Annotated in this window: 9 protein-coding genes; 4 read left to right on the forward strand and 5 right to left on the reverse strand. The window is 49.9% G+C overall.

The genetic code is table 11. From position 1 onward, the window contains the following. Positions 1-259 precede the first annotated feature (259 nt). From HBA55_RS36810 to HBA55_RS36820, 3 genes are all read left to right on the forward strand, one after another. Positions 260-1,528, forward strand: coding sequence for an LLM class flavin-dependent oxidoreductase (locus HBA55_RS36810; RefSeq protein ID WP_167001166.1), 1,269 nt, complete (start codon positions 260-262; stop codon positions 1,526-1,528). An 83-nt stretch (positions 1,529-1,611) separates the two neighbouring features. Next, positions 1,612-2,568 carry an alpha/beta hydrolase fold domain-containing protein gene (locus HBA55_RS36815; protein WP_167001168.1) on the forward strand — a complete coding sequence of 319 codons (957 nt, stop codon included), beginning with the start codon at positions 1,612-1,614 and terminating at the stop codon, positions 2,566-2,568. 41 nt (positions 2,569-2,609) lie between these two features. Then, the gene (locus tag HBA55_RS36820; protein WP_167001170.1) at positions 2,610-4,850 is read left to right on the forward strand and encodes a PQQ-dependent dehydrogenase, methanol/ethanol family; all 2,241 of its coding nucleotides are present in this window, start codon (positions 2,610-2,612) and stop codon (positions 4,848-4,850) included. Between the two features lie 464 nt (positions 4,851-5,314). Here HBA55_RS36820 and HBA55_RS36825 read toward each other — a convergent pair whose 3' ends face one another. The 3 genes from HBA55_RS36825 to HBA55_RS36835 form a co-directional block, all read right to left on the reverse strand. Then, the gene (locus HBA55_RS36825; protein ID WP_167001173.1) at positions 5,315-7,549 is read right to left on the reverse strand and encodes a xanthine dehydrogenase family protein molybdopterin-binding subunit; all 2,235 of its coding nucleotides are present in this window, start codon (positions 7,547-7,549) and stop codon (positions 5,315-5,317) included. Then, on the reverse strand, positions 7,542-8,054 hold the full coding sequence (locus tag HBA55_RS36830; protein ID WP_167001175.1) for a (2Fe-2S)-binding protein: 513 nt from the start codon (positions 8,052-8,054) through the stop codon (positions 7,542-7,544). Before HBA55_RS36830 ends, HBA55_RS36825 begins: the two co-directional genes overlap by 8 nt. A 131-nt stretch (positions 8,055-8,185) precedes the next feature. Then, positions 8,186-10,510 (reverse strand): TonB-dependent receptor, encoded by a 2,325-nt coding sequence (locus tag HBA55_RS36835; RefSeq protein WP_167001177.1) that lies wholly within the window; start codon positions 10,508-10,510, stop codon positions 8,186-8,188. A 929-nt stretch (positions 10,511-11,439) separates the two neighbouring features. Between HBA55_RS36835 and HBA55_RS36840 the strand changes: the two genes are divergently transcribed. Then, a complete protein-coding gene (locus HBA55_RS36840; RefSeq protein ID WP_167001179.1) occupies positions 11,440-11,928 on the forward strand; it encodes a flavin reductase family protein in 489 nt (162 codons plus the stop codon). 61 nt (positions 11,929-11,989) lie between these two features. Here HBA55_RS36840 and HBA55_RS36845 read toward each other — a convergent pair whose 3' ends face one another. After that, a complete protein-coding gene (locus HBA55_RS36845) occupies positions 11,990-12,463 on the reverse strand; it encodes a flavin reductase family protein (RefSeq protein WP_167001181.1) in 474 nt (157 codons plus the stop codon). Positions 12,464-12,632: 169 nt separating this feature from the next. Further along, positions 12,633-12,899 (reverse strand): hypothetical protein (locus HBA55_RS37290; protein ID WP_206020130.1); only part of this gene is annotated, 267 nt, incomplete at its 5' end.

Below are 12,899 nucleotides of genomic sequence, written 5' to 3' on the forward strand. Positions count from 1 at the left end.
GTCTGGAGAGGCTAGGAAGTGGGATTACATCAAAGAGGTCGAACTAAACCCGGATAACTCGGACCATGAGTGTGAGAAAGCAGCGTAAAAAATGAACTAATGGTGACATCTGTCTTGAAAAACGCCGGTATTGGCAGGTTTTGAGGCGGAGATAAGATAATATTCAACCTATGGATAAGCGATATGCAGCAGAAGTGTTATTTTTGCATATCGAGCTCTAGTAGATTACTCCCTAAACACCAATGAAAGGAGTATGACAATGAAGTTTGGCGTATTTTACGAACACCAGATACCACGGCCCTGGCACGAAAACAGTGAATATGATCATTTTCAGAATGCACTTAACCAGGTTGAACTGGCTGATAAGCTGGGTTACGACTTTGCTTGGCAGGTGGAGCATCACTTCCTGGAGGAATACTCTCATGCATCATCTCCTGCGTCTTTCCTGGCTGCTGCCAGTCAGCGTACCAAGCAGATTCGATTGGGACATGGGATCCTGCAGTTGACTCACAATCACCCTATTAAAGCGGCGGAAATGGCCGCTAACCTGGACATACTTAGTGGGGGGCGCTGTGAGTTGGGAACCGGTGAGGGAGCAGGGCCTACAGAGCTGCATCCTTTCGGTGCCAAGGTGCGTGATAAAAGAGCTGTTTTTGAAGAAGGCTTTCGGGCTATGGTTCCATGTTTCACTAAGAATGACTGGGAATTTCACGGTGAGCATTGGGATTTCCCGCGTCGCAATGTATTGCCAAAGCCTGTTCAGAAACCTCACCCACCTCTGTGGGTTGCCTGTTCTAACCTCAATACCATTGAGTACGCGGCCAAACGCGGCATAGGCGCGTTGGGCTTCCAGTTTGCAGATCCTGAAGGTGCCCGTGCCTGGGTCAACCGCTATTACAACATCATTTCTGGCGACGGTGTTGAGAAACTGTGTGAACATGAAACCAATCCCAATTTGGCGGTGGTATCCGGTTTTATGTGTGCTGAAACCGATGAAGAAGCACGTAAAAAGGCCGAAGGTTGGACATTCTTTATTTTCTGTTTGGAACGTAACTCTAATCCCAACAATGCCTATGAACCGAATTCCGCAAACCTTTGGGAAGAATACCAGGATTGGCGAACAGGTGATAAGGCCAAGGCAGCGTTTGAATCTGGATTGATTGGCTCGCCTGAAACCATTCGCAAGAAGTTGAGAGCCTTTGCCGATGCCAATGTCGATCAGATCATTCTGTTGAATCAGGCGGGTAAAACTACCCACGAAGATATTTGTTCCAGTTTAGAATTGTTCGCCAAGGAAGTGATGCCGGAATTCCATGCGCTTGAAGACGATCATCAGGAATGGAAACGAAAGGTCATGGCCGGTGAGATCCAATTGGAAGACCTCAGCACAGATAAACATCATAAACTCGAAGTGATGCAAGCAGTTGACAAGGAAGCTGTTGAGAGTAGACGCCTTTCGGAAGAAGAGATTAAAAAGAAGGCACAGGAAGCCAAAGAAGAAGAGATTACCTCTATCTCGCCGATCTAGTATTCACGCTATCCTCTCTAAACTCCGCGATACCCCCGTTGAGGGTATTGCGGATCTCTTTTTTTGACCACTGAGACGTGAATGTGATTAACAGCGATCAACTGATTGATAATGCATTGTGGGAATTTGTTGATGAACAGCGATCTGTTAACCAGACGCTAAAGGAGGCCGGACGGTTGGTGCCTGCCGCCGGTGCTATGGCCCCGGAGTTTATCCGTAAGACTCGGCTCTATAAAAAGGATGGTAGCTTTAAGCCTGTGCTGGTGGAGCAGGCTCAGGACGATATCATTGAGACCGAGTCTTTTAAACTGCCAATTCGTGTGTTTGACGTGGACCAGCCTCAGGGCCTCTATATTCACTTTCATGGTGGCGGTTGGACATTAGGGTCAGTTTATGAACAGGACTCACTGCTGTGGGAATGTGCCTGTCAAACAAACATGACCGTGGTGACTCTCGGCTATCCCTTGGCGCCAGAATCTGTTCTTCCGACAGCGCTCGCTGTTACGGCCGAGGCAGTGGAGGCGTTGATGGCGCGCTATTCGGGAATGAATGTTTGTCTTGGTGGTGAGTCCGCGGGGGCCAATGTCGCGCTTAACACCCTGCTGCGAGTTTCACAAAAGCCAACGCTGGCTAAGCGCATTAAGGCCATTAGTCTGGCTTTCGGTGTTTATGATTTATCGATGACGCCGTCACAGCGTGCCTGGGGAGAAGATTTCATCAATCTTTCCACGCCTTATCTGGAGTGGTTTTATCAACTCTGCCTGCCTGATTTTACACCTGAGCAACGTCGTGATCCTTTGATTTCGCCAATGTATGCCGAGTTGAGGAATTTGCCACCGGCCTTGTTCAGCGTGGGGACGTTGGATCCGCTCTACGATGATACGCTATTTATGGCCATGAAGTGGTTCGCCGCAGAGAATCCGGGAATCCTCAGAGTGTATCCCGAGGCAATCCACGGATTTAATGGCCTGGAAACCCAGATGGCGCGAACCTGCAATACAGAAATTTACCGCTTTTTGGCACGATCTATCGAAAGTTGAAGTTTGACCCAAATTAATAATCACCTCGAGAGCCCACTACAATGACAGTGATAAATAAGCCGTTATTGCTGACCCTGATTTTCATTACTATAGCAGGGTGCAATATCACCAATGAAACCTTGACCGGCGTGACAGAAGGTGACAGCAGCGAAGACTCGGTATTTTTAAAGGAAAGCCAAAATAATCGACAGGCGATGGTCGAGGCCAATGCCGATGCCAATCAGTGGAATACGCTCGGAGGCGATTTTGGTGAATCTCATTTTTCGCCTCTTGATCAGATTAATGTTGATAATGTCGAAAAATTGGGATTTGCGTGGGAATATGACACTAAAACCAAACGGGGTCTCGAAGCCACGCCAATCGTGGTGAACGGTATTATGTACACCAGCGGTACTTGGGGAAAGGTGTATGCCGTTGATGCCAAAACCGGTGCTGAAATGTGGTTCTTTGACCCTGAAGTCAATGGGCAGGTGGCCCGTGACGCCTGTTGTGGCCCAGTGAATCGGGGGGTGGCGGTTTGGAACAACCTGGTTTACGTAACAGCACTAGACGGACGTTTACTTGCACTCAATGCCGCAAGTGGGCAGATCGCTTGGGAAGTTGACACAATTGATGATCACTCGCGTCGGTATACCTCCACAGGAGCACCAAGGGTAGCGGGTAATGTGGTTGTCATCGGGAATTCGGGAGCTGAATATGATGCCCGGGGTTATGTCTCCGCTTATGACCTGAAAACGGGAGCATTGAAATGGCGTTTTTACACGGTACCCGGTTCTCCTGAAAAGCCTTATGAGCACGCCGAACTGGCGATGGCAGCAAAAACCTGGGATCCGAATAGTCGATGGGACGTCGGCGGTGGCGGCACCGTCTGGGATAGCTTGGTCTACGACCCTACACTGAACCTGCTGTATGTCGGTACCGGTAATTCAGCGGTATACCTGGCCAAAGACCGCAGCCCTATGGGCGGCGATAATTTGTTTCTCTCGTCGATTTTGGCCATCAATCCCGACAACGGCAAGCTGGTCTGGTATTACCAGACTACACCTGCTGATAGTTGGGATTTTACCGCTGTGCAAAACATGATCCTGGCGGATATAGTGATCGATGGTAATCAGCGACAGGTATTGATGCAGGCCCCTAAGAATGGCTATTTTTATGTGCTAGATCGTAAAACTGGTGAGCTGCTGTCTGCCGAGCACTATGTTCCGGTGAACTGGTCGTCCCACGTGGATATGGCAACGGGCAAACCAGTGCTGACCGAGCAGGCCGATTACTACAAAGAACCCAAGGTAATATGGCCAGCACAAGTGGGCGCGCATGGTTGGCGCCCGATGGCCTATAGTCCGCAAACCGGATTGGTCTACATTCCGGCTTATGAATCCGCAGAATTACGTGTGAATCTCTTTCCTGACGGCTACAAGTATATACCCGGGCGGCCCAGCACGGGGGCTGTGGGTTTACCTCCGTTCGAAGCCGCCGTTGATTATTTTACATCAGTTCTTCCTTATGAGGCAGAGACTCTTAAAAAAATCATTCGAGAGTCAAATACTCCGCCTCCGCGCGGCGTATTGAAGGCGTGGGACCCGGTTAAGCAGAGAATGATCTGGGAAGCAGATGCCGGAGGCATGCGCAATGATGGCGGTGTACTCACCACGGCCGGCAATCTGGTGATCTACGGCAAGGCCTCTGGGGAGCTGGTTGTTCGTGATGCTCGTTCTGGTGAATTGCTGCATAGTATCGATACCGGCACTGGCATTATGGCGGCTCCGCTCAGTTATAAAATCGATGGCGAACAGTATGTGGCGGTGATGGCTGGGATAGGCGGGGGCGGCTTCTTTTCATACCCGCGCTACTCTGCCGCCCATACCCGAAGCAATCAGGGACGAATAATTGCCTTCAAGCTTGGGGGAGGTGAGACTCCGGTCGCGAAAGAAGTGGATAAGCTTCTCGTACCTCGACCGCCACAGAAAAAAGGTAATGCAGAAGTGGTGAAGCGAGGCAATGAGCTTTACCTGTGGCACTGCATGCCATGCCACAACAATGCGGGTCGTGGAAACGTGCCGGATCTGCGATACCTGGGGGAGGGTAAGCATCATTTGTTTGACTCCATAGTTCGAGAGGGGTTATTTACGCCAATGGGGATGCCGCGTTTCGACGATCTACTAGACAAGTCCGACACTGATGCAATTCAGGCATATTTGATTGACCAGAGCTGGAAAGCGTTCGCCGCACAAGGTCAGGTTGCGAGCAGTGAACAAGTACCCGATCTGGGTGGCCACTGACCGCCAATGATAATAACAACAGAGTTCTGCTGAGTGTCCGAAGCAGCAACACCTCCTTTCGGCGACGACATTGAGAAGGGCTACCCAAGTCTTGGCGTAGCCCGCCTTCCCATCGGTTAGTTGTCTACGGCCTACGAAGTGTCGGTCCGATACGGGACTCCTTCGATATTACCTGCTTTCAGGTCATCGCGCCAAAGGAAATGCGAGAGCAAACGACCGCAATTTAAATGCTTGTGGTCGATCGGACGCTATACCGCCGTTATAATCAGCGTTTCGGGCATCTACTCTCATGGCCTGGAAAGGCTTGAGGGTATTAAGCGTATTGGCACTAATTCTCCGGCGACTGAAATTGTAGGCGGATATGAATATTGCGGGAACGGATTGGATATTTAATCAAGCAATGCGTCGAGGGAATGGCGCTGCTATAGGCCCACAAGCCAATAGCAGCGATTTTACTGCCGGTTTTAGCTGCTTGTCTTGATGTCGTAGCGGTTATCGAATTTGCTTACCGGCAACTCTCGAATACGCTTACCAGTCGCGGCAAAAATGGCATTAGTCAGTGCCGGCGCCACTGCAGGTGTGCCTGGCTCACCTGCCCCACCAATGGCCTCCATACTGTTGATAATCGACACCGTTATTTTCGGCGCAGTGTTCATTCGAACCATGGGGTAATCGTGGAAATTACTCTGCACTACTGCGCCTTTTTCCAGGGATATTTCGCCGTAGAGTGCCGCCGTCAAACCAAAAATGATGCCGCTTTCCATTTGTGCGATCATTCCGTCGGGGTTGACGGCAAAGCCGGGATCCACCGTGCAGAACACTCGATCCACTCGTGGGCTACCCTGGGTCATATCAACTTCGACCACCTGCGCTACCAAGGTGCCAAACGATTGTTGTAAGGCGATACCTTGGCCCCAGCCTTTGGGTAATTTCCGCCCCCAGCGTGAAATCTCTGCCGCTTTTTCAAGCACTTTCATTAACCTTGGTTCGTTGACCAGCAGTTTACGACGATATTCGTAGGGATCCACTTGTGCGGCGAAAGCCAGTTCATCGATAAAGGATTCGGTAAAAAAGCCATGGTGAGAGTGGTCTACGCTACGCCAGGCCCCAAAGCGCACATGGGTTGGGCTATCAGTATAATGAATATACTGGTTGTTGATGGCGTAGGGGATATAGGGCGCTTCTACTGGTTCGTGTTTATCGACGAATTGGTTTTCCCAGGCCTCGGGAAGCCCGGAGGGCGCCAATGAGGCTCTAAAACGACTCATAACGGCTTGTCGATAAAAATCTTGCTGCGTATCTTCTTCCCGAGACCAGATCATTTTGATCGGTACCCCTGGTAGTGCCATGGCAAGTTTGGCTGCCTGCAGCGGATAGTCGGGGCGGGCGCGTCTGCCGAAACCGCCGCCGAGGTAAACATTGTGGGCCGTGACCTTATGTTTTTGCAGGTTCAACTCGTTGGCAACTGCGTCTCGGGCACCGAGCGGGTTTTGCATGCCGGCCCAGAATTCAAGTTGATCACCGTGCATCCAGGCAGTGCAGTTCATGGGCTCCATTGTGGCGTGAGCTAAAAATGGCACCCTGTATTCAGCTTCAATAACGGTTTCGGCCGCTGCTAGCACCACCCGACTATCACCGGTGGTAAAGTCCACTTTTTCCTCTTGGTTGGCAGTCGCTTTGTCCATGTCCTGTCCGAAGCGTTCAAACATGCTTTCTTGGTCGAGCGAATACGCGTCTGATGGACTGTATTTGACGGTAATCTTGTCTAGCGCCTTTTTGGCCTGCCAATAACCCTCTGCAATAACCCCTACACTGTCCTCGAGGTTAACGACCTTGATGACTCCTGGCAGTTTCTCGGCTTCTTTCGAATCGATTGAAACCACTTTACTGCCGAACACAGGAGCGGCTTTTACTGTCGCATATTTCATACCCGGAAGATCAACGTCGATACCGAAGCCGGCGGTGCCATTGACCTTAGCCGGTATATCGATTCGTGCTATATTTCGACCCATCAACTTGAACTGACTGGGCTCTTTGAGTTTTGGTTGCGAGGGTGGTTTGTTTTCGGCTGCAGCAGCGGCAAAGGTGATAAAGGGTTCAATTCGCCCGCTTGCATCGTGATAGATATGACTGTTTTCGGCGCGTAACTCTGTTGTCGCAACGCCCCATTGCCGTGCGGCCGCACCAATCAGCATTTCCCTCGCTGCAGCGCCGGCCACCCGCATGCCGAGAGTGCCGGTCGCCCGTACGGAGAAGCTGCCACCGGTAGTTTGAAGTGAGAGACTCTGGGTCAGTTTCAAAAAAGCGCCATCCAGGGTGTCTTGCACCAATCCCGGTACCTTGCCGGGGAAAAGGTGGCTTCGAGCCATGTGGAAATTTGCATATTCCTCATGGGCCGGAGCCTGCTCCATCGCGACTTTTCCCCAATCTGCGTCCATTTCATCGGCCAGCATCATCGGCAATGACGTGTGCACGCCCTGTCCCATTTCACAATGGGGGACAATCGCGGTGACAGTATTGTCTGGGAGTATTTTCACCCAAGCGTTAACCAATACTTCATCGTCTTTCGCCACCAGGGGCGCCAACTTTGGGGCTCGATGACCAGGCCGAACGGCAACACCAAGGCCGACTCCTAGAATCATCCCCCCCCCGGTCAATACGCCTGCGGTGATAAAACCTCTTCGCGTCCATTTACCCATGGCTCTGTCCTTCTTTGCTTGATTCAGGAATAAAATGCTGTACGCCGGAAATTTTCATAGAGGCACTTTTGATTGCCTTTTTAATTCGGCCGTAGGTTCCACAGCGACAGATGTTGCCCTGCATGGCGTTGTCAATATCGGCATCGCTCGGCTGTGGTACTCGAGCGAGCAGAGCCGCAGCCGACATAATCTGTCCGGATTGACAATAGCCACACTGAGGGACTTGCTCCTCGATCCAGGCTTGTTGTAAAGGGTGTGGCTGATCGACAACTGGGGCCAGGCCCTCAATGGTGGTGATTGCTTTCCCTTGTGCAACCGACACAGGTGTCGTGCAAGAACGGATTGGATTGCCGTCGAGATGAATGGTACAAGCACCGCAAAGTGCCATGCCACAACCGAATTTGGTGCCGCTCAGCTTTAATTGCTCGCGAATTACCCATAACAACGGCGTGTCTGCTTCGACATCTACTTCATAGCTTGTACCATTTACGGTGAGCTTAAACATTGTGATCCTCATGAGTTACTTTTGACGTTTAAAGCTGATCGGAGGTGATCCAGATGTGGTCACCTTATTGTAATCCCGAAATCAAGAAAACGCCGCAGTGCGGCGTTTCTATCTCCCTTTACCGTTATTGATTAAAATTTGGCGTCAAAGGCTAAGGTCCAGGTTCTGGGGTCGTTGAGGTAGCCATAATAGCTACCCGGCTGGTTGATGGTTGGTGTCACATTGGTCGGAACAACCTCGTCGGTCAGGTTGTCGACGGACAGCACTAGCCCATAGCGATCATCCAGGCTTCTCAGCCCGATAGAGGCGCTGAAGAGACTGTATGCGGCAACTTCCTGCTCCGGATTTCTGTCAGTTGCGTTATAGGCGCTGTCGCGGAAACTGTGATTGAGGTTAAAAATGCCACGTGCGCCTATGGCGTCTATCTCCCGGTCGATTGACAGTGATGTACTTGCCTGCCAGAAAGGGGACTGGGGCAATTCTGCACCTTCTCGGAAAGCTTGTTCTTCATTGCCGATGTCATCGCCATAACGGGCATGATTATAGGTTATTCCAGAACTCCAGGTGATTCCCTCAGCTAGAAGCACAGTGGTTTCGACTTCAGCGCCGTGGGAGATGACGTCCTCCAAATTAAGAACGGTATAGCTGAGACCGTCAAAGGCGTTGAGCTGAAAGCCTTCGTATACTGAATAGAACAGTGCTACGTTGAGGTTGGCGCGACCATCCCACAGTGAGCTTTTCAAACCAAACTCCAAAGAGTCGGCAAACTCACCGTCAAATTCGGTACCGTCCGTGATCTCTAAGGTTACTGGATCGATTTCTACGGCTTGCCGATCGAGATTGAATCCACCGGCCTTGTAGCCTCGTGAATAACCGCCGTAAATACTGACACCATTGTCAAAGGTATAATTTAGTTTAAATGTACCAGAAACTTCGGTGTCTTCGCGTTTTCTACTGAAACTGATGTTGTTGCACAGTGGTCCTATGTTAGACAACGCACACAATGGTACATCATTCAAAAATTGGCCAATCGGTGCATCATTCAGGATACTGGTGGCTTCCTTGGTTTCGGTACTGACTCTAAGTCCCATCACAATATCTAGATTATCGGTGGCATGCCAGGTATTGTGAGTGAACAAGGCGTAACCGCTGGACTCTTGCTTGAGTGTTTGTGTTATCCCTTGACCGTCAATTTCAGGGACGGCAGCGACGGGGGCACCAAGTAGTGCGGCGAAAACATCATTACCATGTGTACCAAAAAAGACGCCGGAATCCAAGGCTATTTCATCTCTGAAGGCATAGCCGCCTACCAGCCATTCGACATCGCCACTAATACCGGCCAAGCGAATTTCCTGAGAGACAGATTTGATGGTGTTGTCTTCAATGAGGGGCCTCAGCATATCCGTACCACCCTGGTCCAGATCAAAGGATCTGGTAGTCTCAAAGTCGCGATAGGCGGTGATGGATGTCAGTTCAGCCCAGCCGAGGTCCCAATTGAGTTCGGTAGAGATCCCCTTGGCAGTAGTCTTCTCAAAGGGATCGGTAGTGGTTTGTACACGCCTGTCATCGAGATTGTTATCCGGTTGTACATAGGCCCCCAGGCTCGTATAGATACTTTGCCACACCGGGGCAGTGATCATGGGAACGCCATTACTTCCTATCTCGTCGAGGGTGCTGTAGTCGACAATCATTCGGGCACTGAAGTCATGGTTTGGTTCCCAAAGCAGTTGTGCCTTGCCCGCGTAGCGGTCGCGATCATTGAAATAATCCGACTCTTCAACTTCTCCGGAGGTGCCGGGGGAGAGTTTATCCAGGAATCCATCGCGTTCGTGATTGGAGCCAGAGATACGGAAGGCTAGCTCGTCTTCGATCAGAGCGGTGTTGAAAACAAATTGCTGCCGGCGCTGGTTGTAATCACCTACACTGATATTGACGGATCCATTGGTTTCATACTCGGGTGACCTGCTGATCAGGCTCAACGCGCCTGCGGAGGTGTTCTTACCGAAGAGAGTGCCTTGGGGGCCGCGTAGGATTTCAATGCGCTCTATATCGAGCATATCACCCAAGGCCTGACCGGCACGGCTGCGGACTACGCCGTCTATCACAACGCCTACTGCAGACTCAAACCCGGGGTTAGTGCCGCTGGATCCGATCCCGCGGATTCGCACAATCGCCTGGGATGAATTGGTGGTAGTGTTGATCGTTAGACTGGGTGATAGCTCCTGCAGATCTCTGACCTGAAAAACACCGCGTGCGCTTAAGTCATCACCGGAATAAGCGGTAATGGCTACAGGGACGTCTTGTAACGACTTAGCCCGTTTGGTGGCCGTGACTATAATTTCTTCTAGGGCGAGTGAATCGACTGATTCGCTCTCTTGTGCGTGGCTCAATGGTGTTTGCCCAGCGATGACGGCGGCTGCGATCAGTGTGATCTTAAAGTTCTTGGTTCCTGTCATGGACTCGTTCTCCAAGTATTACGGTTTTTGCTTTCTGTTGTTGGAGCCCCTAGTTGTTAACGAAAATACTAGAGTGACCTTTTGGCGATCTGTAATGTCAGAAATATTCTTATATTTAACGATGAAATATCGATCCCTTAGTAAATTATCGTAGAAAATTCACTAACAGCAATTCTATTTCCATCCAGCTCGCAGGGGAAAGCGATAGTCGCAATACTCAAAATTGGCGCTGTGGATAGTAGTCAATATTCTTTGGAGGAGCGTCGAGTAGAAACTGCCTGAATATCCGCAGCATCAATATCGGTTATTCGGAAATTCGGATAGTTGTCTGTGATTCTTGTCAGCATACTTCCTGAGTAGATCCGTAATCAGGCTGGAACCAAAGCCCATTTTCTCTTGCTGAGTTAGCCTGTTCGTCCTAATTTAGTGCCAATTATTGGGTGGATGGTGTTTATACATAGAGTTCTTATTATGCAATCGAAGATACATGGGTGGGAAATGAGGGTGGACGCTCCGATTTCAGCAAAACAAATCTACAAGCTCTTTTATTGAGAACAGGGCCAAGGCAGTGGTGATGCAATTTCAGGCAGTGATGGACTCTTTGAGCGGTGACGCCAAACCCTTGAAGGAATTGATGGTGAATGATGTCGTGTTCACAAAGATGCTATTCGTTCCAGCGCACTTAGCTGAGGGGAAAGCGACTAATTTTAGCAGCTCGGACTCAACGCTTCGGGGTTATAACGAAGTGGCCAGGTGGTTCAGTACCTACGTTATTGCGCAGGAAGAAGATGTTACCGGCAGTCAATGGGAGAATCCAAGGGAAATACCAGTCTCGTAGGTACGGTATCGCGAGCAGATGAGACGCAGTCTTGAACCGGCTCGATCATCTGACCTTGAAAGATAAATCAATGATGTAAAAGGGGAGTATTATGACGAAAGAGTCACTGCAACAGGCATTTAAATCGGCAACTCAACTGCACGCAAAATCGACCATGATAGTCACTATCTGCGACGATAGTGGTCGCTATGCAATGGCCGCAACAGCAGTATTGCAACTGACAGAAGAACCACCTTCCATGTTACTGTGTGTTGAAAAAAAAGCATCCCTTTATCCCTTTCTAAAAAAGGGAGCTGATTTTTGCATTAATATACTATCTGAAACGCAAGACAATATTCTGGAGCTCTGTGTGAATGGTGCTCAAGGTGAAGAACGGTTTTCGATGGGTGACTGGAGGACGAGTCAATTCGGCATTCCCTATTTGGCAGATGGTCAGGCAAGTATCATTTGTTCGAGCGCCGAGTGTTGGGAGTATACTACGCACGGTGTTTTTGTGGGGATAGCGAGTGAAGCCTATGTCAATAGCGATGTCTCCCCCTTGATTTATTATCGGCAGGGTTTCACATCACTCAGAGCATAAAAAGGGCCCCACTTAAGGTGGGGCTAAATGTTGCTAAAGCGGAGGGGAGGTTGGTGCGTTTTTACGGCTCTAGCGTTCGATACGCTCCTTTATGGAAGATCAGTGGATCCAGTTGCAGCTCTTCCATTGCAGCGACGTAGCCGACAATGATAGTGTGATCACCGCCATCCGCTTGAGAGAATAATTCGCAATCAAAGCGAGCCAGACAATCATTGAGCAGGGGGACACCCCTGTTATTGGTTTCATAAGAAATACCGTCGAATCGCTCAATTCCTTTGCGGGAGAATTGATTGCTCAGATGCTGCTGCCCTTTTGCAAGAATATGTATGGCGAAGGATTCTGCGGCAGTGAACTCCGTATAAAGGCTGGCCGATTTAGCGATACTCCAGAGTACCAGTGGCGGATCAAGTGATAGGGAGCTGAAACTGTTCGCGGTCATTCCTACCGGCTTCCCGGCTGAATCTTTTGTTGTGACGACCGTTACGCCGGTTGCGAAACTCCCCAATATATTCCTAAACGCTTTTGAATCTATCATTAATCACTACTATCGCTAGTTGAAATAAAGGATGGTTTGGCAGTGTTCGCTGCTCTAAGAATACGGTTTTAACGTGTAAGAGGTGAGTTTATAAGAGGACAGGCCTATATGAAAATTCGTTTTAAAGATATAGGTTATTTGGCGCATCAATACAGGTTCGGAGTTTTCGCTATTTTTTATCGACTCCCGCATGTTGAGGGGTACCCAATACGTGCCATTCTTGGTTTCCCCCCAGCATTTTCGGGCCCTGAAAGAATATATCAAAACTTTCCTTGTTTAACTTGTAACTGCCGCGAGGGTTGGAATATAAGAGCTGGCCCCCTTCCTTTGAACAGCTCATCCCCATTCTATAAGTGGATCCACGCCAAGGTTTAAGCCACCAGGGAAAGCGGCGTTGTATTGAAGTAAACCTCATCCGGTGTTTTCCGGTCAAGGC

It is taken from the genome of Pseudomaricurvus alkylphenolicus, assembly GCF_011683955.1.
GTDB lineage: Bacteria > Pseudomonadota > Gammaproteobacteria > Pseudomonadales > Cellvibrionaceae > Pseudomaricurvus > Pseudomaricurvus alkylphenolicus.

Excerpts from the sequence above, each read along its gene's own strand:
- HBA55_RS36810 (WP_167001166.1), top strand. The coding sequence starts at position 260 with ATGAAGTTTGGCGTATTTTACGAACACCAGATACCACGGCCCTGGCAC.
- HBA55_RS36820 (WP_167001170.1), top strand. The coding sequence starts at position 2,610 with ATGACAGTGATAAATAAGCCGTTATTGCTGACCCTGATTTTCATTACT.
- HBA55_RS36825 (WP_167001173.1), bottom strand. The coding sequence starts at position 7,549 with ATGGGTAAATGGACGCGAAGAGGTTTTATCACCGCAGGCGTATTGACC.
- HBA55_RS36830 (WP_167001175.1), bottom strand. The coding sequence starts at position 8,054 with ATGTTTAAGCTCACCGTAAATGGTACAAGCTATGAAGTAGATGTCGAA.
- HBA55_RS36835 (WP_167001177.1), bottom strand. The coding sequence starts at position 10,510 with ATGACAGGAACCAAGAACTTTAAGATCACACTGATCGCAGCCGCCGTC.
- HBA55_RS36840 (WP_167001179.1), top strand. The coding sequence starts at position 11,440 with ATGACGAAAGAGTCACTGCAACAGGCATTTAAATCGGCAACTCAACTG.
- HBA55_RS36845 (WP_167001181.1), bottom strand. The coding sequence starts at position 12,463 with ATGATAGATTCAAAAGCGTTTAGGAATATATTGGGGAGTTTCGCAACC.